General features: G+C 62.8%; 17 protein-coding genes, 1 rRNA gene and 4 pseudogenes. 12 read left to right on the forward strand and 10 right to left on the reverse strand.

Translation table 11 applies throughout. The features are described 5' to 3' along the window. Window positions 1–174 precede the first annotated feature (174 nt). On the forward strand, window positions 175–282 hold the full coding sequence (locus PSET11_RS17120) for an LPXTG cell wall anchor domain-containing protein (RefSeq protein WP_427846145.1): 108 nt from the start codon (window positions 175–177) through the stop codon (window positions 280–282). A gap of 174 nt (window positions 283–456) precedes the next feature. Here PSET11_RS17120 and PSET11_RS02775 read toward each other — a convergent pair. Then, window positions 457–1,769: pseudogene (locus PSET11_RS02775) on the reverse strand (ISL3 family transposase). A gap of 159 nt (window positions 1,770–1,928) precedes the next feature. Between PSET11_RS02775 and PSET11_RS02780 the strand changes: the two are divergent. The 8 genes and pseudogenes from PSET11_RS02780 to PSET11_RS02815 form a co-directional block, all read left to right on the forward strand. Beyond that, a complete protein-coding gene (locus tag PSET11_RS02780; protein ID WP_124090556.1) occupies window positions 1,929–3,122 on the forward strand; it encodes an ISL3 family transposase in 1,194 nt (397 codons plus the stop codon). Between the two features lie 119 nt (window positions 3,123–3,241). Further along, a pseudogene (locus tag PSET11_RS02785) lies at window positions 3,242–4,303 on the forward strand (ISL3 family transposase); the annotation flags it as partial. 196 nt (window positions 4,304–4,499) lie between these two features. Beyond that, complete coding sequence (gene istA, locus PSET11_RS02790) at window positions 4,500–5,735, forward strand: IS21 family transposase (RefSeq protein WP_124090558.1); 1,236 nt, start codon at window positions 4,500–4,502, stop codon at window positions 5,733–5,735. Continuing rightward, complete coding sequence (gene istB, locus PSET11_RS02795) at window positions 5,732–6,490, forward strand: IS21-like element helper ATPase IstB (RefSeq protein ID WP_124090560.1); 759 nt, start codon at window positions 5,732–5,734, stop codon at window positions 6,488–6,490. Before istA ends, istB begins: the two co-directional genes overlap by 4 nt. 70 nt (window positions 6,491–6,560) lie before the next feature. Continuing rightward, on the forward strand, window positions 6,561–6,767 hold the full coding sequence (locus PSET11_RS02800) for a transposase (RefSeq protein ID WP_282432642.1): 207 nt from the start codon (window positions 6,561–6,563) through the stop codon (window positions 6,765–6,767). 53 nt (window positions 6,768–6,820) lie between these two features. Then, a complete protein-coding gene (locus PSET11_RS02805) occupies window positions 6,821–7,657 on the forward strand; it encodes an IS3 family transposase (RefSeq protein ID WP_238989002.1) in 837 nt (278 codons plus the stop codon). A 46-nt stretch (window positions 7,658–7,703) separates the two neighbouring features. After that, a pseudogene (locus PSET11_RS02810) lies at window positions 7,704–7,952 on the forward strand (transposase); the annotation flags it as partial. Window positions 7,953–7,958: 6 nt separating this feature from the next. After that, window positions 7,959–8,111: pseudogene (locus PSET11_RS02815) on the forward strand (transposase); the annotation flags it as partial. Between the two features lie 171 nt (window positions 8,112–8,282). On the opposite strand, the gene PSET11_RS17125 reads toward PSET11_RS02815, so the two are convergent. After that, window positions 8,283–8,555, reverse strand: coding sequence for a DUF6993 domain-containing protein (locus PSET11_RS17125; RefSeq protein WP_377947469.1), 273 nt, complete (start codon window positions 8,553–8,555; stop codon window positions 8,283–8,285). Between PSET11_RS17125 and PSET11_RS17130 the strand changes: the two genes are divergently transcribed. Further along, the gene (locus tag PSET11_RS17130; protein WP_160118955.1) at window positions 8,455–8,901 is read left to right on the forward strand and encodes a hypothetical protein; all 447 of its coding nucleotides are present in this window, start codon (window positions 8,455–8,457) and stop codon (window positions 8,899–8,901) included. The genes PSET11_RS17125 and PSET11_RS17130 overlap by 101 nt on opposite strands. A gap of 93 nt (window positions 8,902–8,994) precedes the next feature. Here PSET11_RS17130 and PSET11_RS02830 read toward each other — a convergent pair whose 3' ends face one another. From PSET11_RS02830 to PSET11_RS17145, 4 genes are all read right to left on the reverse strand, one after another. Continuing rightward, window positions 8,995–9,753 (reverse strand): class E sortase, encoded by a 759-nt coding sequence (locus tag PSET11_RS02830; RefSeq protein WP_238989000.1) that lies wholly within the window; start codon window positions 9,751–9,753, stop codon window positions 8,995–8,997. A 267-nt stretch (window positions 9,754–10,020) separates the two neighbouring features. Then, window positions 10,021–10,344 carry an integrase core domain-containing protein gene (locus PSET11_RS17135; protein ID WP_377947471.1) on the reverse strand — a complete coding sequence of 108 codons (324 nt, stop codon included), beginning with the start codon at window positions 10,342–10,344 and terminating at the stop codon, window positions 10,021–10,023. Window positions 10,345–10,400: 56 nt separating this feature from the next. Next, window positions 10,401–10,811, reverse strand: coding sequence for a DDE-type integrase/transposase/recombinase (locus PSET11_RS17140; RefSeq protein ID WP_377947464.1), 411 nt, complete (start codon window positions 10,809–10,811; stop codon window positions 10,401–10,403). Window positions 10,812–10,838: 27 nt separating this feature from the next. Further along, entirely contained in the window at window positions 10,839–11,090 is a 252-nt protein-coding gene (locus tag PSET11_RS17145) for a hypothetical protein (protein ID WP_377947466.1), read from the reverse strand. 485 nt (window positions 11,091–11,575) lie between these two features. On the opposite strand from PSET11_RS17145, the gene PSET11_RS02845 reads away from it, so the two are divergent. Together PSET11_RS02845 and PSET11_RS02850 are read left to right on the forward strand one after the other, a co-directional pair. Beyond that, window positions 11,576–13,255 (forward strand): helicase HerA-like domain-containing protein, encoded by a 1,680-nt coding sequence (locus tag PSET11_RS02845; RefSeq protein ID WP_203415889.1) that lies wholly within the window; start codon window positions 11,576–11,578, stop codon window positions 13,253–13,255. A gap of 127 nt (window positions 13,256–13,382) precedes the next feature. After that, window positions 13,383–14,375 carry a hypothetical protein gene (locus tag PSET11_RS02850; protein ID WP_203415891.1) on the forward strand — a complete coding sequence of 331 codons (993 nt, stop codon included), beginning with the start codon at window positions 13,383–13,385 and terminating at the stop codon, window positions 14,373–14,375. A gap of 137 nt (window positions 14,376–14,512) precedes the next feature. Here PSET11_RS02850 and PSET11_RS02855 read toward each other — a convergent pair whose 3' ends face one another. The 4 genes from PSET11_RS02855 to rrf all read right to left on the reverse strand — a co-directional run bounded on the left by PSET11_RS02855 (window position 14,513) and on the right by rrf (window position 19,441). After that, window positions 14,513–16,474: an NHL domain-containing thioredoxin family protein gene (locus PSET11_RS02855; RefSeq protein WP_124090572.1), complete on the reverse strand. Its 1,962-nt coding sequence runs from the start codon at window positions 16,472–16,474 to the stop codon at window positions 14,513–14,515. Beyond that, complete coding sequence (locus PSET11_RS02860; RefSeq protein ID WP_124090574.1) at window positions 16,474–18,624, reverse strand: bifunctional copper resistance protein CopD/cytochrome c oxidase assembly protein; 2,151 nt, start codon at window positions 18,622–18,624, stop codon at window positions 16,474–16,476. Before PSET11_RS02860 ends, PSET11_RS02855 begins: the two co-directional genes overlap by 1 nt. Before the next feature lie 107 nt (window positions 18,625–18,731). After that, complete coding sequence (locus tag PSET11_RS02865; protein WP_124090577.1) at window positions 18,732–19,019, reverse strand: HU family DNA-binding protein; 288 nt, start codon at window positions 19,017–19,019, stop codon at window positions 18,732–18,734. A 305-nt stretch (window positions 19,020–19,324) separates the two neighbouring features. Next, window positions 19,325–19,441 (reverse strand): 5S ribosomal RNA (rrf, locus tag PSET11_RS02870). Window positions 19,442–19,735 lie beyond the last annotated feature (294 nt).

Consider the following 19,735-nt stretch of genomic DNA (forward strand, 5'->3'; position numbering starts at 1 on the left):
CAAGTCACCGATAAAACCGGGAACACCGCCACCGCGACCGTCACGATCACCTACACACCCATCGCGACGGAGCCACCCGTAGTTGTTCCACCGACGGCTGGCGGAAGCACTGACCCTGGATCAGTTCCTAGCAGTGAAAACACTGACCCGACCGATACTTCGAGTGGCGGTGAGCTGGCCTCTACGGGCGTTCAGGCAATGGTTTTGGGCGTCGTCGGACTTGGCCTACTTCTGCTCGGCGGCGCAGTGATCCTCGTTACCCGGCGGCGTCGTCATAGCTAACTAGAATCAGCCTGGAGCGGCTGCTAGACAGAGAAGAAGGAGGGACTTAGCGATAGATTCGCTAAGTCCCTCCTTTTTTGGCCCTTCGCATTTGGGGGCTCTCCGCGGTTCGGCTTGTATCTCTTAGGTACCCCATGTTGAGGTGGGTGGTCGTCGTTTACGGGCCCTTCGCATTTAGGCATGGTTGGCCTGTTTGATTCGATAAGGGCGGTGGCCGCCGGCGGCGAGTAGGCATCTGAGTCTGTAGTTGGTGAAGTTGCGGAAGCCTCGGGCGATTCTGCGGGTGGTTTCGATGACGCCGTTGATCGCCTCGGTGGGCCCGTTGGACGCTCCCTGGGTATCGAAGTAGGCCAGGATGGCCGCTTTCCATTGCTTGAGGGTCCGACCCAGGCGTGCGACTTCCGGGATCGGGCATGTCGGGAACGAGGCGATGACTTCGTTGACGAGTTCACGGCCCCGCTCGGGTCGGGCATGGTAAATCGCCCGGAGCTTTTGGTAGCACTGCCAGGCCAGGGTGACTTCGTGACCCGGGTCTCCGGCGGTGAGTTTCGCGTCGAGCCGTGCGGACTGTTTCTCGCTGAGGTGTTCGGCACCGATCTGCAGGGTCCTGCGGATCCCGTAGAGCGGATCGCCCTTGCGTCCGCGACGCCCTAAGGTGTCTTGCTGGACTCTGCGGCGGACGTCGTCGACCATGGCTGAGCCGAGTTTGACGACGTGGAAAGCGTCCAGGACAGTGATGGCTTCGGGCAGCTCGTCACGGATCGCGTTGGCATAGCCGCGGAATGGATCCAGCGCCGCGGTCTTGACGCCGGCGGTGAACTCGGTGCCGCGGTCTTTGAGCCAGTCGGCGTAGGCTTTCCCCGAGCGCCCGGGAACGAGGTCCAGCAACCGGGTGTGGACCACGCCGTGGGCGTCTCGGGTGTGGTCAACGATGCCGGTGACCATGCCGGTGCCGGGCGGGCCGGTGTGTGCCCAGACGTGTTCGTCGACGCCGAGCGCATCCACGCCTTCGAGCCACTCCGTCGCCGCGATCCGCCGCGACGCCTCCACCCGCACCCCGTCCCATACGGTGTGCCAGGAGACGCCGAGCTGGTGGGCCAGGGCGGAGACCGAAGTGTCGAAAGCCTGCAGCGCGTCGGTCGCCCACCCAACGGCCCTGGCGGTGAGTTTCGCCCGTGGCCCTGCCAGCGGGTGCTCCTCGGCGAACGTGGTCCTCGGGCAGTCCGGGTCCGGGCAGCGCCAGACCCGCTTGGCCCACAGCAGCCGCACTGGCCTGCCGAAACAGGGGATGTCGTGGTTGCCGTGACGGAGCGGCGCCCGTGGCCGACCGCGACGACGCCGCAGTCCGGGCAACCGCTGACGGTATCGCCGGTCTCGACGCCCAGAATCAAGCTGGTCGTGGTTGCCGTGACGGAGCTGACGTGGATGCCCTCGACACCGAGCAGCGCATCCGCGCGGGTGCACCAGCGCCCACCGGAACAAGACATAGAGTTATTTGGCCCTTCGCAGATGAGCGTGGTTAGGGCTGTCTAAACGCTGCGGGTGGGAGCGTGTCCTGATGCCGCTGCGGCGTGGTGCGGGAGGAGAGAGGTCAGGGCCTCTTTGAATTGGTAGCGACCAAGCTTCCAAATAAAAGAGACCCTGATATGCCTAATGCTACTTCCTGCCCGGACGGTCGTTGGTGCGAGCGGGCAGACGCGCTCCTCGGTGTCGACGGCATCCACGTCTGTTCTGTCACCGCGGCCGGGACCGGCCTGGTTGTGCACGTGGAGACAGATGAAATTGTTAGCGGTTGTCCGGACTGCGGCGTCGTTGCAGTCGGGCACGGCCGCCGCCCGGTCCGTCTCCAGGACATTCCGTGTTTCGGCCGGCCGGTGCGGTTGCTGTGGGCCAAACGCATTTGGCGATGTCCGGATCCGGACTGCCCGAGAACGACGTTCACCGAAGAGCATGAGTTGGCCGGGCGCCGGGCGAAACTCACTGCCCGGGCTGTTGGGTGGGTGACCGATGCGCTGCAGCGTTTCGATACCTCGGTTTCCGCTCTGGCCCATCAGCTTGGTGTTTCCTGGCACACTGTCTGGGACGCCGTCGGAGTGGAGGCATCCCGCCGGATTGCAGCGGCTGGCAGGCTGGCTGGGGTGGACGCGCTCGGCGTCGATGAGCATGTCTGGTCCCATACCGGCCCGCCCGGGTCCGGGATGGTCACCGGGATCGTGGACCACACCCGCGACGCGTACGGAGTGGTGCATGCACGGTTGCTGGATCTCGTTCCGGGCCGGTCCGGGAAGGCCTACGCCGACTGGCTCAAAGACCGCGGCGAGGAATTCACGGCCGGCATCAAGACCGCCGCTCTGGATCCGTTCCGCGGCTACGCCAACGCGATCCGCGACGAACTGCCCGAGGCCATCACCGTCCTGGACGCTTTCCACGTCGTGAAACTCGGATCATCCATGGTCGATGAGGTCCGCCGCCGGGTCCAGCAGGACACTCTCGGGCATCGGGGACGCAAGGGTGACCCGCTCTACGGGATCCGCAGGACCCTGCAGATCGGCGCCGAACACCTCACCGAGAAACAATCAGCCCGGCTCGATGCGAAACTCGCCCTTGGGGACCCGGACCACGAAGTCACCCTCGCCTGGCAGTGCTACCAGAAACTCCGGAACATCTACTACGCCAGGCCGGAGAGGGGCAGAGAACTCGTCAACGAAATCATTGCGTCGTTCCCGACGTGCCCCATCCCGGAGATCGCCAGCCTGGGCCGGACGCTCAAACAATGGAAGGCAGCGATCGTGGCCTACTTCGATACGAACGGCGCCTCGAACGGGGCTCTTCAGAATTGAGAGTGTAATCAGCGGTGCGGCGTGGGATGTCCGGGGCAGGGGGGGGTGTTTCGGCTGAGGTGAGGGCCTTGGGAGAGAATCGGATTGTCTAGATCTAAATTTTCTACCGCAAGGCCCTCGTGTTTAACGCTACCTTCCAATGCCTTGACCTGACCACATTCTGCCGCCTCGACGGACTCGGACTCGAAGTGACCGGGCAGTGTGTCCGGGCGGATCGGGCGGTCCTTGCCTGCCGCGTTGTTGATCCTGATGACTGGTGTTCGAGGTGCGGGTGCCAGGGCGTTCCCCGGGACACGGTGACCCGCCAGCTGGGCCATGAACCCTTCGGTTGGCGCCAGACCACGCTGCTGGTGAGCGTCCGCCGCTACCGCTGCACCGGATGCGGGCACGTGTGGCGGCAGGACACGTCCAAGGCTGCCGAGCCGCGGGCCAAACTCTCCCGCCGCGGACTGCGTTGGGCGTTGGAAGGAATCGTCTGCCAGCACCTCACGGTCGCCCGGATCGCGGAAGGACTCGGCGTCACCTGGAACACCGCGAACAACGCCGTCCTGGCCGAAGGCAGACGCGTGCTCATTGATAACCCGAGCCGCTTCAACGGCGTGAAAGTCATCGGTGTTGATGAGCATGTGTGGCGGCACACCCGCCGCGGGGACAAGTACGTCACCGTCATCATTGACCTCACACCGATCCGCGATGGCACCGGCCCGTCCCGCCTGCTGGACATGGTCGAAGGCCGCTCGAAACAAGCCTTCTCGACCTGGCTGCAGGCACGTCCCCAGCACTGGCGGGACCAGATTGAAGTCGTCGCCATGGACGGGTTCTCCGGGTTCAAAAGCGCCGCTGCTGAAGAACTCCCCGCCGCGGTCCCGGTGATGGATCCATTCCACGTCATCCGTTTGGCTGGCGACGCCCTGGACAATTGCCGCCGGCGGGTTCAGCAACAGACGTGCGGTCACCGCGGACGGACCGGGGACCCTCTATATTCAGCCCGCCGGACCCTGCACACGGGCGCCGACCTTCTCACCGACAAACAACGCACCCGCCTGGAAACCCTGTTCACCGCCGACAGCCATGTCGAGGTCGAGGCCAGCTGGGGCGCCTACCAGCGCATGGTTGCCGCCTACCGAGAACCAGACCCCGGCCAGGGAAAGAAGCTGATGCAGGCCGTGATTGACTCCCTTGAGGTGTACTACTGATGTGAGACACGGTTTGAAAGGATTGTGCCCATGTCTTCCCGTCCCACGTATTCCGATGAGTTCAAGGCCGATGCCGTGAATCTCGTCATTTCCTCTGGCCGTTCGCCCGCCTCTGTTGACGCCAACCGAAAATAGGGCCAAAAATGCCAACTGAAAATGAGGCCACTGACCATTATGGAAGGTGATCACATTGGATGTTTGGGCGCAGATACGCCACCGATACGCGACGGAGAAGATCTCCAAGAGGGAGCTGGCTAAACAGCTCGGGGTTTCCCGGGGGACGGTGGACCGGGCGTTGGAGGCGGAGCGGCCGCCGAAGTATGAGCGGAAGCCGGCCGGTTCGAGCTTCGATGCTTACGCGCCGCAGGTGCGGGCCTTGTTGGTGCAGACGCCGACGATGCCGGCTTCAGTACTGGCCGAACGCGTCGGCTGGACGGGTTCCGCGTCGTTGTTCCGGGACAAGGTCCGTGGACTCCGGCCCGAGTACGTGCCGGCGGATCCCGTGGACCGCCTGGTCCATGAACCGGGCCAGGCGATGCAGTGCGATTTATGGTTCCCGCATGAGCCGCTGCCGCTGGGGCACGGGCAGGAGGGCAAGCCTCCGGTGCTGGTAATGACGAGCGCGTTCTCCGGATACATCCAGGCCAGGATGCTGCCGACCCGCACGACCTTTGATCTGCTGGGCGGGATGTGGTCGCTGCTGCAGGAAGCCGGTGCAGTCCCCAAGCAGCTGGTCTGGGACAACGAATCAGGGATCGGGCAGGGCAGGCTGACCGAGCCGGCGGCGGCGTTCGCCGGCGTGCTGGGCTGTGAGATCCGGCAGCTGCCGCCACGGGATCCGGAATCCAAGGGCATCGTGGAGCGGATGAACCGGTACTTCCGCCAGGGCTTCATGCCCGGCCGGACCTTCTCGTCCCCGCTGGATTTCAACGATCAGCTCGCGGACTGGCTGCCGCGGGCCAACGCCCGCTACTCCCGGAACCGGCACGGCCGCCCGGCCGAGCTCTTCGTCCAGGACCGGGAAGCGATGCGGCCGTTGACGCCGGTGGCGCCCGAGTTCGCCTTCCGCAGCAGCGTCCGGCTGCCACGGGACTACTACGTGCGGGTCTTCTCCAACGACTACTCGGTCGACCCGGGCGCGATCGGGCGGATCGTGGACGTCGAAGCAGACCTGGACAAGGTGACCGTGAGCGCCGACGGCCGGCTGCTGGCCAAACACGAACGACGGTGGGCCAGACACCAGATATTCACCGACCCCGTTCACGTGGTCAAGGCCGCCTCGCTCCGGCGGATCCACCGCAGCGTCAAGGCCGGGCGGTCCACGGTCGTGGAGGAACGGGACCTGTCGATCTATGACGAACTGTTCGGCGTCGCCATCCCCGACGATGCCCGCGAACTCTCAGGAGCCGGCCGGTGAACGGGGCAGGAAAGGACATCGATTACTACGCCCGCGCGCTGCGCGCCCCACGGATCGCCGACGGCTACCGATCCTTGGGAGACCGGGCACGGGAAGCAGGCTGGTCACACGAGGAATACCTCGCCGCTGTCCTCTCCCGCGAGGTCGCCGAACGCGAAGCCTCCGGGGCCGCCCTGCGGATCAGGGCCGCCAGGTTCCCCGGACACAAGCTGCTGGAAGAGTTCAACTTCGACCACCAGCCCGCCGCGGACCGGAACCTCGTCGCGCATCTGGGCACCGGGGTCTTCCTGGAGGAAGCCAAGAACGTGGTCCTGCTCGGGCCGCCCGGGACCGGGAAAACCCACCTGGCGGTCGGGATCGGGATCCGGGCCGCACGCGCCGGGCACCGGGTCCTGTTCGACACCGCGACCGGGTGGGTATCGAGACTGGCCGAAGCCCATGATCGCGGACGCCTGCCCCAGGAACTGGCCAAGCTGCGCCACTACAAGCTGCTCATCGTTGACGAAGTCGGCTACATCCCGTTCGATCAGGACTCGGCCAACCTGTTCTTCCAGCTGGTCTCATCCCGATATGAACACGCGTCCCTGATCCTCACCAGCAACCTGGCCTTCAGCAGGTGGGGCGAGGTCTTCAGCGACGCGACAGTGGCCTCGGCAATGATCGACAGGATCGTTCACCACGCAGAAGTCCTGAACCTCACCGGCAGCAGCTACCGGCTCCGAAACAAGACAAGAACCCAGCTTCAGGCACAATAGAACAACAACCCGTGGCCCTGTTTTCAATCGGCAAAACTGGCCCTATTTTCGGTTGGCGTTAACAGCCTCGGTGGCCCCTGAACTGGGGATCTCCGTGACCGCGCTGAAGCGGTGGGTGCAGCTGCATCGGGAAGGAGAGGCCGGGGCCGGTGGCAAGCCGGATGACCCGTTGGATCCCGCGAAATATAAGGCATTGGAGGCCCGGCTGCGGGAGCTGGAAAGGGAGAATGATTTCCTGAAAAAAGTTTCGGCGTTCTTCGCCAAGGAACAACGGTAGAGGACCTCTACCGGCTTGTTCAGGAGAAGAACGCCGATTTCCCGGTGGCCTGGATGTGCGCCCGGCTGGGCGTTCCGCGGGCCTCGTATTACCGCTGGCTGGACCACAAGGAATCACCGACCGCTGCCCGGCACCGGGAGCTGACCGGACTGGTCAGGGCGATGTTCGATTCCTCCGACGGGATCTTCGGCCACCGCATGGTCCATACCAAACTCGCCGCCAAGGGTGTGGAGGTTTCCGTGGGGACGGTCGCTGCCATCATGGCCGAACACGGCTGGGCGGCCAAGCGGATGCGCGCCTTCAAACGCACGACCATCCCCTCGGACCCGAACAAGGTCTTTGCCGATCTCATCGGCCGGGACTTCACCTCAGATACCCCCGGAACGAAGCTCGTCGGTGACATCACCTACCTGCGCACCGGCGAGGGCTGGCTTTATCTGGCCACCGTCATCGACCTATGCACCCGCATGATCGTTGGCTGGGCGATGGCCGACCATATGCGCGCTTCCCTCGTCACGGGCGCGCTGGCGATGGCCAGGGACCGAGGACACCTGGCCCCGGATGCGATTTTCCATACCGACCGGGGCACCCAATACACCTCCCGGGAAATGGGCGCCTGGTGCACTGGAAACGCTGTCCGACAGTCCATGGGGGCCACCGGGGTGTGTTGGGACAATGCCGTCGCCGAGTCGGCTTTCTCATCCCTGAAGAACGAGTTCTACCACCACCACAACTTCGCCACCCGGCAAGACGCCCGCCGGGCAACCATGCGCTACATCGAAGTGTTCTACAACCGCTGGCGGCCCCACACCAACAATGACGGACTGCCGCCGGCTACAGCAATGGCCAACTTCAAGAACAAAAACCAGCCGCTACCCGCGGCCGCCTAACCCCAAAGAAACCAACCGACTGTCTCACATCCTTGACACACCTCACCTCAGCACCGGCGTCCCGCCCGCCCTGACCGAGCTACGAACTCTCGGGCGCACCCTCAAACGCCGGGCCCTCGACGTCCTGGCCTACTTCGACCGACCCGGCACATCGAACGGCCCCACTGAAGCGATTAACGGCCGGCTCGAACACCTGCGCGGCTCCGCCCTTGGCTTCCGCAACCTCACCAACTACATCGCCAGATCCCTCCTGGAATCCGGCGGATTCAGACCAAAACTACACTCTCAATTCTGAAGAGCCTCGAACGGCCCTACCGAAGCGATCAACGGCGTCATCGAAACCACCCGCAGAATAGCCCGCGGCTTCCGCAACTTCACCAACTACAGGCTCAGATGCCTACTCGCCGCCGGCGGCCACCGCCCCTACCGGACCAAACAAACCAACCATGCCTAAATGCGAAGGGCCAGTTATTTCAGGGTCTCTTTTGGTTTTGGTTGCTTGGTCGCTACCAATTCCAAGAGGCCCTGACCTCACTCCGGCGGCACCACGCCGCAACAACACCCGCCCACGCCAGCGGCGACAAGTTCAACCCGCCCAAACTACGCTCATCTGCGAAGGGCCGGACTAGCGTTGATCGCCGATGAAGCAGCGACCATTTGACAGGACTGGAAGCAGGGACATGGAGACGCCCGACTTCCTCAGTTCTCCAAATATGCATGTTCCGTCAACCTGAACGGCGCCCTGAACGGCTTCGACGTCAAGTCCCGTCGGAGTCCTGAAGATTGAGACTTCGACAGTGCTGGCAGTCTCTGGATCCAACCCGACTATTGCGTCGCGGAAAGCATTCCTGTCTAGGGATTCAATATCCATAGACAGAGAAGATAGTAGTGATTCCATTTTGTCGCTGATCTCACTGATGCGATTTGCTGCGGGCTGGTTTTCCGGAGAAATCCCATCAACATTCCTTTGCGGAGCTTCTGCACTTGCTGCTGAATTGTCGGACGATCCCGACAGGACACCACAAGAGGTGATGAACGCGATCGCGATTATGCTGCTTGCAATAATCGCCGTGGCACGTCTTCGCTCTCGCTTGGTTTTGTTTGATGAGAACGAAGGCAAGGCAATCATACTGGGCTCCAAAATTGCCATGGCAATACTGCATCATGTAAATAAACCATTTGTGAGCCAATTGATGGGTTGTTCAGCTCAAGATATGTCGATAGCCATGGAAAGAACCAAGTAAACAGTGCCGCAATGGCAAGCCCAACAAGCACCAAGGCCTCGATGACACGGAGCCATGTTGGTCCCGGGAGCCTTCGAAAAATCCATCCATACATTATTTTGACGTTCCCATTGCTTCTTGGACTTGCTCTGTGATTTCTTGAGGCGGCCCAGCGCTAATGGGTTGCCACGAGTCCATTACGGCGAAGGCAATGAAGCGCTCACTCTGACCGAACCGGGGATTACACGAGGTGAGCGTTAGATATCGTTCATTTGCTTGTGCGTGAGGTTCTGTGGGCACTGGGGCAATGACATCGGACTGCGTTGGAAGCACGATGGCATTGTTGCGATAGACGTACGTGAAGTATCCAGCGGCAGTCTGAACGTATATTTTGTCTCCCGGTGAGAGGGTATGGATCGCGTCGAGCGTCGCCCCGTGAGTCTGGCGATGGCCAGCCAAAGCAAAATTACCCATCTCTCCAGGCATTGCTGTTGATGCGTAGTGACCTAGACCGAGAGTATCGAGTTGCTGTTGCCCGGTTCCCTGAACGACAGGCCTTGGCTCATAGTCGACTCCAAACCGAGGGATGTACACAACGCCAAAAACAGCGCCATCTTCAGTCGGGGCCGGAGTGATTGCCGGGTCGCCGTAATCCGCGAGGCCCACGCCGTCGGCAACGAACGGGCCTGGGAAACTCTCGGCAAAGGATTCCACCGCGGCCCGTTGAGATTGAGCAGACACCAACGTCGTCCAACCAAGTTGCCAAGCGATAAACAGAAGGGCAACTACTCCAAGAGTTAGAAGCAATTCCCCCACCATTAGCGCCAAAAGGCGCAGCGGATCTCCGACATTGGCTTTGCTGCTAGCTTCCAAGAAGACTCACTTATTTGCTTGATCTCACCTCACAGGAGTCTAGTGGCTATCCGTGGTCGGTGGTGGATTCGGGTTCGTGCCTGTAGCCCTGCTGTCATGGACGTTCGGGAGTATTCCTCGACGCCAGGGCTGCGAGCCTTGACCGAGCTTACTTCCCGGCGCCCGACGCTGCCACAGCCATCGCCAACATGCCCGATTACCGCGCTTTTTCAACCGAGATCTTGGGCTTCGAAACACGGCGGCGACTAGGTATGAACCGTACCGGGTTTAGACCGTCTTCTTGCTGATGGCCGCGTCGTCTGATGAGGCGTCAACTTGAGCACGGTAGTTCTGCTCGAACTCGTCGGGCGGGAGCATGGACAAGGTGTTGTGCAGCCGCTCCGTGTTGTACCAGTGGGCCCAGTTCATGGTCGCCGGCTCCGCATCTGCCAGCTGCTTGAGCGGGCCTGTCTTGAAGGGGCTGTCCTTGCGGACGCATTCGTTCTTATACAGGCCGATCGTGGATTCCGCGAGGGCGTGGTCGTACGCGTAGCCGACGCCGCCGACGGAAGCCGCCAGGCCGTCAAGCAGCAGTGCCTCTCCGAACCGGATCGAGGTTTACGGGCGTATGCGTCACTGTGATGGACCATGCCCACAGGGACCGGCGTTCAGGCCTGGTCCCGGCGCCAGAGCGCCATCTTCAAGGTGGTGAGCACCATGTCCGTGTCCTTGATCGTGGAGCCGCGCCAGCCCACGATCGCACGGGAGAAGACATCGATCGCGAAGGCCACATACGCAAAGCCGGCCCACGTTCGGACATAGGTGAAGTCGGTGACCCACACGGCGTTCGGCCGGGCCGCGGTGAAGTCCCTGTTCAGTTTCCGGCCTCGGACGAGGCCGTTCATGGCTTCGTCCCGCATGAGCCGGTCCACGGTACATCTGGCCACGTCGCGGCCTTCTCTGCGCAGCCAGGCGGTCATTTTCCGTCGCCCGGACAGGGACTCGGGTTTCTCCGCGGAGTCCTTCAGCGCATTGACGATAGCAGCGTCCGTGACAGTCCAGCTCGACCCCGTGGCCATCGGCACGCAGTTCGTCGATGAATCCAGCTATTTGCGGCGGCGGGGGTCGAGCTCCCTCGCGAAGAAAATCGAGGCTTTCTTCAGGATCTCGTTGGCCTCCCGCAGTTCCCGGTTCTCACTCTCCAGCTCCCTGATCCGGGTCTGCGCGGCACTGGTGACGCCGGGGCGTTCGTCGGCGTCGATCTGGGCCTGGGGAACCCAACGGAGCAGGGACTCCCCGCCGATATTGAGCTTCGGTCCGATGGCGGAACAGGCGGCAAAAAACGGCGTCGTACTCACTGAGGCGGTCCAGGACCATCCGCACGGCACGCTGATCCTGGGGGTATCGCTTGGGCATAATCGCCATCCTTCACAAGAAGCGGCATCAAACTCGGTACGGTTCGGCCTGGTCCTCTTCCGGGACCGGGTGTAAGGTGACCGCTGATGAGGCCACCGACCTCTCCTGGGTGAATGCCCACGGCCGCCGCCAGGAGCGGCACTTTGCACTCGGCCCGAGACCCGCCGGTTGGGGAGCGGGCGCATTCTGCCGTCCCGAGTCCAACGCCGCTCCCTTCCGCGAGAACGACGCTCTGGCCCGCCGGGTCCCTCCGTGAACCGTCAGCCCACCGCGACAGACTGCGCTCCCGTATCCACCGCCGTCGGGAAGGCCTGAATCGTGGCTGCTGATCCGGAGTCTATCGGTCCGCTCGCTCGCGTTCACCAAGAACCTACGCACTTCGACGTCCCGACCCCAACTGGGCCACATCCGCAGCTAAGCTATCGCCATGGCCAACAAAACCACAGCAGAGAAGCTCGCCACCATCCAGAAGGGCTACACCCTAGAGGGTGCCACGATCGAGTTGGGGGCCGCGATTGTAGACGGCGAACTCCACAAAGACGCGCAGGTACGCCTGCCGCTGGCCATGATGAACCGGCATGGGCTGGTGGCAGGCGCAACCGGTACCGGCAAGACCGTCACGCTGCACATGATGGCCGAGCAGCTCTCCACCGCAGGCGTGCCCGTCTTCCTGGCAGACATCAAAGGTGATCTCTCCGGGCTGGCTACCGCGGCTACGGGCAGCGAAAAACTCACTGCTCGCACCGAGAGCATCGGCCAGGTGTGGCAAAGCAAGTCCTACCCGGTGGAATTCCTAGCGTTGGGCGGCGATGGTGTGGGTGTGCCAGTCCGCGCTACCATCACCTCGTTTGGGCCTATCCTGCTGTCCCGCATCATGGAATTGAACGACACCCAAGAATCCAGCCTGCAGCTGGTGTTCTACTTCGCGGACAAGAACAACTTGGAACTGGTTGACCTCAAGGACCTCCGCGCCGTCATCCAATTCCTCACCTCGGACGAAGGCAAGGCACAGCTTGAGGAACTGGGCGGCCTGTCCAAAGCCACCGCCGGCGTGATCCTCCGCGAGCTGGTCAACCTTGAGGCTCAGGGCTTGGAGAAGTTCTTCGGCGAGCCGGAGTTCGACACCGCTGAGCTGTTGCGGACGGCCCCCGACGGCCGCGGCGTGATTACCTGCCTTGAACTGCCCACCCTGCAGAACAAGCCCATGCTGTTCTCCACGTTCCTCATGTGGTTGCTGGCGGACCTCTTTGAAGACCTGCCCGAAGCCGGTGACCTGGATCGACCCAAGTTGGTCTTCTTCCTCGATGAAGCCCACCTGCTGTTCAATGGGGCGTCCAAGGCCTTCCTCCAAGCCATCACCACCACCGTGCCCTTGATCCGTTCCAAGGGCGTTGGCATCTTTTTTGTCACGCAGACTCCCAAGGACGTGCCGGCAGACGTACTGGGCCAGCTCGCCAACCGGGTACAGCATGCCTTGCGTGCGTTCACTCCCGAGGATGCCAAGGCGTTGAAGGCCACGGTGTCCACGTTCCCTGTCAGCGACTACAACCTGGAGGAGACGCTCACCTCAGCCGGTATTGGTGAAGCCGTCATCACCGTCATGAACGACAAGGGCGCCCCCACTCCGGTGGCGCTGACTCGGCTCCGGGCCCCGGAATCCGTCATGGGGCCAAGCGAAAGCTCGCTGGTGGAGAGCACTGTCGGCGCCTCGGCCCTGCTCGCCAAGTACGGTACGGCCGTAGACAACGTCTCGGCCTACGAGAAGCTCACCGGCAAGACCGCCGCACCCACCGGACCGGCCGTGACCGCTCCCCCGGCTGGCGCACCAGATCTTGATGCCGATGCCCGTCGAATCGAGGAGGAGATTTTGGGCCGCCCCAGCAGCAGGCCGGTTCCTGGGCTTCCCGCACCAATGGACCTGCCACCGCAGCCGGCCCCCGTCCCCGCGCCGCAACAACAGGGCGGCGGCATAATGGGTGACCTGGGCGGGATGTTGAGCGGGGCTTTGGGCGGGAGCATCAAGAGCATGGCCCGTTCCATGGGTACGCAGCTGGGCCGCGAATTGTTGCGGGGAGTCTTCGGGACCGCCTCAAAACGCCGCCGCTAAGCCCTGGCGCTGCCGTTCTCGCACGTCAGCGCCACCCGGGAGCCGCCGTCGAACGCGAAACACTACCCTGGCCAGCCGCGCCAGCTTTGGTGTCTTTCGCACAGACGTTAGTGTAAAGATCGTGCAGATGAGTCAGGCGTTGGTGCGGGTTGCGGCAGGATGGCTACTTGGCCTCATGCTTGCCGTCGCTGGCGCCGTCGTGGCGGTAAACATCGTGAACAATACAGTGGCCAGTCCACAGCAACCCGTTCGCGAATACCTGGCTGCCCTGCAAAACGGCGATGGCGGCCGGGCCCTCGGCCTGCTACGTGCTGCCGTGCCACCTTCAAACGCCGCCATGCTCGATGGCACCGCGCTGCAGACTGCCACGTCCCGGCTGGCCAACGTAACCATCGGCGATCCTGTGGAGCAGCCCGGCAACCGGGTGCTGGTGCCGATGGACTACACCTTAGACGGCAGCCGGCTGCACACTGACTTCACACTGGAAAAGACCGGCACGGAGTGGTTGTTCTTCAACACATGGGCGTTTGTGCCGTCGCGGCTGCCCACCGTGGACATCACCATGGTCAACGGCAGCGAGGCGCTCATCAACGGCAGCCCCGTCAACATGCCCGACGGCAGGAATTCGTTTGCGGTCTTCTACCCGGGCGAATACGAAGCCTCCGTCAACGGGGCGTACTTTGCCGCGTCAGCCACCCGGGCCACCGTCACGGACAAGGACGCATCCGTGCCGCCGCTGAACCTCCTCACCCAGGCCACGGACAAGCTCAAGCAAGATGTTGCGACCAAGGTCAAGGAGTTCCTCGACGGCTGCGCTGATGAGGCCGTCAAGGAGCAGAAGCTGCAGCCGGATTGCCCGTTCTACTACGCCAGCAACAACCGGGTCCAGGACGGCACCATCAAATGGACCGTCACGGAATACCCCGGCGTGGCCATTGAGCCCTTCGACGGCCGTTGGGTGGTTTCTCCCCTAGACGGCAAGGCCAAGGTGGAGGCGCTGCAGCAAAATGCCTTCACCGGGGTTTGGTACCCGCTTGATGAAGAAGTGGACTTCAGCTTCACCACCCGGCTGGACGTCACTGCCGACGCTGTGCGGGTCACCCCGCAACTGAGTTTCTAGGCCGGGGGCTTCCACACTGGCCCAGTTTTGGGTGCAAGGTGATGGATTAACCCGGCTCCAACCTGTCGAGTCGGCTGAAAACTGGGCTGGCTTGGCAGCCAGCCAGTCAAAAACCGGGCCAGTGTGGCAGCAGCGCCTCAGTCCATGCCGCGGAGGTCCAACACCAACTCAGTGTCGCCGTCCGCCTGCAGCACCACCGGGATTCCCCAGTCCTGCTGGTAGAGGTGGCAGGCCGCGTGGTCAGGGATCTCGCCGTCTTCGGTATCCGGGCCGTCACACGCCGCGGCTCGGGCCGTGATGTGAAGGACGCCCTCGGGGACATCAGCGGACAATTCCAGAGTGCGCAGCAGTCCCACGGAGGTTCCCCCGCCGCTGCGCAGCAACTCCGGTGGGGTGGCAGAAATCTTCAACTGGGTGGGATCTCCCCAGCGGTCATCAAGCTTCTGGCCGGTAGGTGCCGTGAAGCGCACCGTCAACTCCAGCGCACCCGGGGACACCGGGCTCTTGGGGCGCTGCGTCTGGGAAGCACCCTCGTCCACCTGCTGCGCTTCCTTGGGGATGGGAACGTACACCAGTTGGTGCTGGTTCGCTTCCACCACCACCAGCAGCGGCTCCGCGCCGGCTGCCTGGGTGTGGTCCACAATCACGTCCGAGGGCTCAGCCAGGCCACGTGCCAACGTGGAGACCGTCCGGGTCGCGGGGTCGTAGCGCCGGACAGCACCGTTGTAGGTATCTGCAATGGCCACGGAGCCGTCAGGCAAGACCGTGACGCCCAGCGGGTGCTGCAGCCGGGCCTCGTCGGCGGCGCCGTCGCGGAAACCAAAGTCGAAGAGGCCCTTACCCACGGCAGACTCCACCGTGATGGCCCCGCCGTCAGCTATGACCAGCTTGCGCAAGGAAGATGTTTCCGAATCTGCTACCCAGATATTGCCATCAGCGTCCTCTGCCAGGCCGGACGACTGCGCAAACCATGCTTCGTGGGCCGGACCATCCAGCAGGCCTTCCAGCCCGCTGCCTGCAACAATGGCGATGGCGCCGGTGCGGGGATCGAACGTGAAGATCTGGTGCACGCCAGCCATGGCGACCAAGACGGCGTCCAACTTGCTCGACCAGACCACGTCCCACGGCGAGCTGAGGGCTACCTTGAGAGGCTCGGTGCCGAGCTGTCCGCCGGAGCCTACGCCGTCGTCGTCCACCCGGGCAGGACCGGTTTCCAGCAACCGCTGGATGCCGCTGCCTGCCAGCGTGCTGGCTGCGCCGTCCGCGAGCGAGAGCCCGCGCAGGCGGTGGTTGACCGAATCGGCGATCACCACGTCATACCCAACTGCCGCTGCAACGTCCTCGGGGAGCAACACGAGGCCCTGCGGTTCATTGAATTGCGCAGTATCGGCGGCGCCGTCCGCATAGCCTTTGGTGCCTGAACCGAAGGTGGCCAGGACGCTCTGGAAGTCGGTGCCCAGCTCCACCAGGCGGTGGTGGCCAGTATCCGTGACCAGCCAGGAGCCGTCGGCGCCAGCATCCTTGGAGCCACGCCCCGCGGGAAGGTAGAGCGCCTTGCCCGGGAAGCGGAGGGTGCCCGAGGTGGGTTCCGGGGCAACATAGGGACCGGTGCCACGATGCAGCGTGCCCTTGGCCTCGTGCTCGGCGATCAGTTCAGGGATCAGCACAGCGAGCCCATCCGCGTGGCCTTCGCCGGAGAGGTGGGCCACGATGTAACCCTCGGGGTCGATGACAACGAGGGTGGGCCAGGCACGGGCCGTGTAGGCCTTCCAGGTTTCCAGTTCCGGATCGTCCAGAACCGGGTGGTGGATTTCGTAACGCTCGACGGCGGCGGCCAAGGCGACGGGGTCGGCCTCGTGCTCGAATTTTGGCGAATGGACGCCGACGGTCACCAGGACGTCGGAGTACTGCTGCTCCAGCGGACGCAACTCGTCCAGCACGTGCAGGCAGTTGATGCAGCAAAAGGTCCAGAAATCCAGCAGCACGATCTTGCCGCGGAGGGCTTCAAGGTCCAATGACGTGCCACCGGTGTTCAACCAGTTGCGGCCCACCAGCTCGGAGGCGCGGACCCGGAGTGGGGTACGTACGGTTTCGCTCATCAGCGTCCTTCCAACTTTGAATTGCGGTCAGCCAACGTGGCATCTCGTTGCGCCAATTTGGCAAACATATCGTTATAAGCATTAAGGTCGGCGTCGTTATTCCTGTCAGCGGCTCGGTCCACGCGCTTGGTTTCGCGTTGATCGGACCTGGACCACATGATGGCGACCCCGATCGCCACCAACAGGGTTGGGACTTCGCCGACCCCCCAGGCAACAGCGCCACCTGTTTGCTGGTCCAGCAATGCTGACGCACCCCAGGTCCGGCCAAGGTTGCCGAAGTAATCTGCCGCGAGCAGATTGGTGCCGCCCATCAGCGAGACTCCAAAGAAGGCGTGGAACCCCATGGTTGCCAGGAGCAGCAGCAACCGCATGGGGTAAGGAGCTCGCCGCGGCAGTGGGTCAGAGCCGATCATGGTGAGCACAAAGATGTACCCGGTGAGCAGGAAGTGCAAGTTCATCAGTTCGTGGCCCACATGCTCGCGCATGGCGTAGCCAAAAATGTCGGAGAAGTAGAAGATCACGATCGAGCCGGCAAAGTTCGCGGCAGCAAAAATCGGATGGGTCACCAGCTGCGAGAACTTGGAGTGAACGAACACCAAGATCCATTCCCGGCTACCACGCGACCCATCAGCTCGGGGCGCCAAAGCACGCAGGGCTAGCGTGACGGGGGAGCCTAAGACGAGGAAGATCGGTGCCACCATCGTCAGGGCCATGTGGTCTACCATGTGTGCCGAGAACAGGATGCGGCCATAGACGGCGGGCGGGCCAGAGGTAATGAAGGTCAGGACCACCAAGCCAATCAGCCAGTTCACGGACCGGAACCAGCTCCACTTGTCCCCTCGCCGTAGCACCTTCACCACGCCCATGGTGTACGCCACCAGTCCGAAGACGGCCACGGCAATCCATAGCCAGTCCAGGCGCCACTCCGTCAGCCAGCGTTCAGGCGTCAGCTCAGGCGGAAGCTCGTAGCCGGTGAGGATGAAGGCAGGCGAAGCATCGGGAGCGTAGGTAGTAGATTGCGGTGGCGCGGACCTGCCCAACGCCACCGCTACGCCTGACGTTGCCCCCATGACCAGCAATTCGACAAGCACCAACTGCCACAACACCCGGCGCGACGACATCGCAGAACCCGTCCGGCCCAACTGCGGGATAACCCACCGCCGGTGCATGAAACCAATAGCGCCGAGGATGACTGTGGCTGCCGTCTTCACAAGGATCAGCTGGCCATACGAGGAACCAAACAACGTGTCCCAGCTGGTAATCCGGATACTCGCGTTAATCACGCCCGAGGCGAAAACCAGGACAAAGGCGAAGCCTGCCAGCGTCGAAAACCTCCGCAGCGTCGCTTCAGTGATATCCGACGTCGTCCCCGCCTTTGTGCCCGTCAGGATTCCGGACAGGAGCGCCAATAGGATGATCCCGCCCACCCAGGCGCTCACGCCCACCAAGTGCAGGCCGAGGGAGTTGATGGCGCCCTCGTGATCCGAGGAGCTGGAGGAGTGTCCGATCAGCGCCGTGGGCACCAGGCCGATCAGCGCAAGGATCAACGTCAGCGCGAGGCCACCGAGGGAGCGCACGCCAAATAGTGCAGTGGTCACGACGGCGGCAATGATGGTGACGGCAAGCCAGGCGCGGCCCGTTTCGATGTCAGTCATGAAGTAGACCAGGGCCTGGGTGTAGTCGGCGTCGCCCGATAGTGGCTGGCCAGCTACATCCGAGTAGGTGAAGACCAGGACGGCGATCGCCGACAGCGTCCACACAGCACCGGCGATTGCGGCGACGGCCAGCGCCCGGGTGAACGCGGGATGTTCGGGGGCGTCGTCGGCAGTATTCTTGTGGCGGCTCTGGCCGCCTACGCGCTTGGGGAGGATACCGACGGCGAAAATTAGTCCGCCGATAACCGTGGCCAGCGAAGCGTTATGGAGCGCCTTGCTGACGGGAAGTCCCCATCGAACCAAAGCGCCGGGGTCCGAGACGGAGCGGGCACCTGCGGCACCGGTGAAGATCAAGGCTGCCACCAGAGCCAGGAAGAGCGCTGCGAGTCCCGCCAGCTGCCATCCCTTGGAGACCCCAAGCGTGCTGCCCGTCGCTCCCTTGCCGGGGATGGACGGGTGCTTGGTTGATGATGATTTGGCGACAGAAGACACCATCCCATTGTCCGCTACCGTTTGGTCGGCGGCGAATCGTCATTAACGCGAAGGAGCGGCAACCACATGGTTGCCGCTCCTTCGTCGAACCGGCTACGCCGGTTCGATGGCTACTTCTTGTTGGAAACAGCAGCCTTCAGCTTGGAGCCTGCAGTCAGCTTGACGCTGTGGCCGGCTGCGATCTGGATGGTCTCGCCGGTCTGCGGGTTACGGCCGGTACGAGCTGCGCGGTCGGTGCGCTCAACTGCGAGCCAGCCCGGGATGGTGATCTTTTCGCCTGCGGCGACAGATGCTTCGAATACCTCAAACAGGGCATCGAGGACGGAGTTGACGGCTGCCTGGCTGGTGCCGGCCTTGCCCGCTACCTCTGAAACAAGTTCACTACGGTTCTTAGCCATTGATGTCCTCCTGGACGGTTTGATTCTCGAGCCTGCACACGGTCTGCGCACAAGCCACTGTTCGAAAACTTACCAGCTTGGGACCGCCGGCACGGTAAATTCCGCGTGTTTCCGCGACTTTTTGAGGTTAATCACCAGATTTGCGCGCCGATTTCACCCCTCGGCGTAACCCTCCCGGGGTTGTTGCGGTGGTTTGAGGATCCGGTCCGGGAGGTTTGGCGCTGGTTCGGGTTGTGTTTGGGGGTTTGTTTGTTAAATGTGGGAGGCCCCAACCGTGGTGGTTGGGGCCTCGACCATTAGTGGTGTTCCGGCGGTGTCCTACTCTCCCACACCCTCCCGGGTGCAGTACCATCGGCGCTGTGGGTCTTAGCTTCCGGGTTCGGGATGGGACCGGGCGTTTCCCCCACGCTATGACCGCCGTAACCTTTGTACCCTTCCCTGTGTGGTGCTACAGGGGTGGGAAGTCTTGTGGGTTACAACATGTGTGGTGTTGTTATGTTGTTGTGTTTGTTCCTCAAGCAACGGGTTTGTTGGTTGGGAACCACATAGTGGACGCGGGCAGTCTTTGTTTTCTTGTACCACCCCTGGTGACAAACGCTTTTGAATCCGTTTGCGGGGGTGGTGTGTGGTGTAAGTTATCGGCCTATTAGTACCGGTCAGCTTCACGAGTCGTTAGTCCTCGCTTCCACATCCGGCCTATCAACCCAGTGGTCTGG

It is taken from the genome of Arthrobacter ulcerisalmonis (genome assembly GCF_900609065.1).
Lineage (GTDB): Bacteria > Actinomycetota > Actinomycetes > Actinomycetales > Micrococcaceae > Arthrobacter > Arthrobacter ulcerisalmonis.

What these genes read in the sequence shown, in the direction of transcription:
- PSET11_RS02860 (WP_124090574.1), bottom strand. Translation starts at nt 18,624, where the DNA reads ATGGTGTCTTCTGTCGCCAAATCATCATCAACCAAGCACCCGTCCATC.
- PSET11_RS02855 (WP_124090572.1), bottom strand. Translation starts at nt 16,474, where the DNA reads ATGAGCGAAACCGTACGTACCCCACTCCGGGTCCGCGCCTCCGAGCTG.
- PSET11_RS02865 (WP_124090577.1), bottom strand. Translation starts at nt 19,019, where the DNA reads ATGGCTAAGAACCGTAGTGAACTTGTTTCAGAGGTAGCGGGCAAGGCC.
- PSET11_RS17140 (WP_377947464.1), bottom strand. Translation starts at nt 10,811, where the DNA reads ATGGCCACGGGGTCGAGCTGGACTGTCACGGACGCTGCTATCGTCAAT.
- PSET11_RS02805 (WP_238989002.1), top strand. Translation starts at nt 6,821, where the DNA reads ATGTGCGCCCGGCTGGGCGTTCCGCGGGCCTCGTATTACCGCTGGCTG.
- PSET11_RS17125 (WP_377947469.1), bottom strand. Translation starts at nt 8,555, where the DNA reads ATGGAATCACTACTATCTTCTCTGTCTATGGATATTGAATCCCTAGAC.
- PSET11_RS02780 (WP_124090556.1), top strand. Translation starts at nt 1,929, where the DNA reads ATGCCTAATGCTACTTCCTGCCCGGACGGTCGTTGGTGCGAGCGGGCA.
- PSET11_RS02850 (WP_203415891.1), top strand. Translation starts at nt 13,383, where the DNA reads ATGAGTCAGGCGTTGGTGCGGGTTGCGGCAGGATGGCTACTTGGCCTC.
- PSET11_RS02845 (WP_203415889.1), top strand. Translation starts at nt 11,576, where the DNA reads ATGGCCAACAAAACCACAGCAGAGAAGCTCGCCACCATCCAGAAGGGC.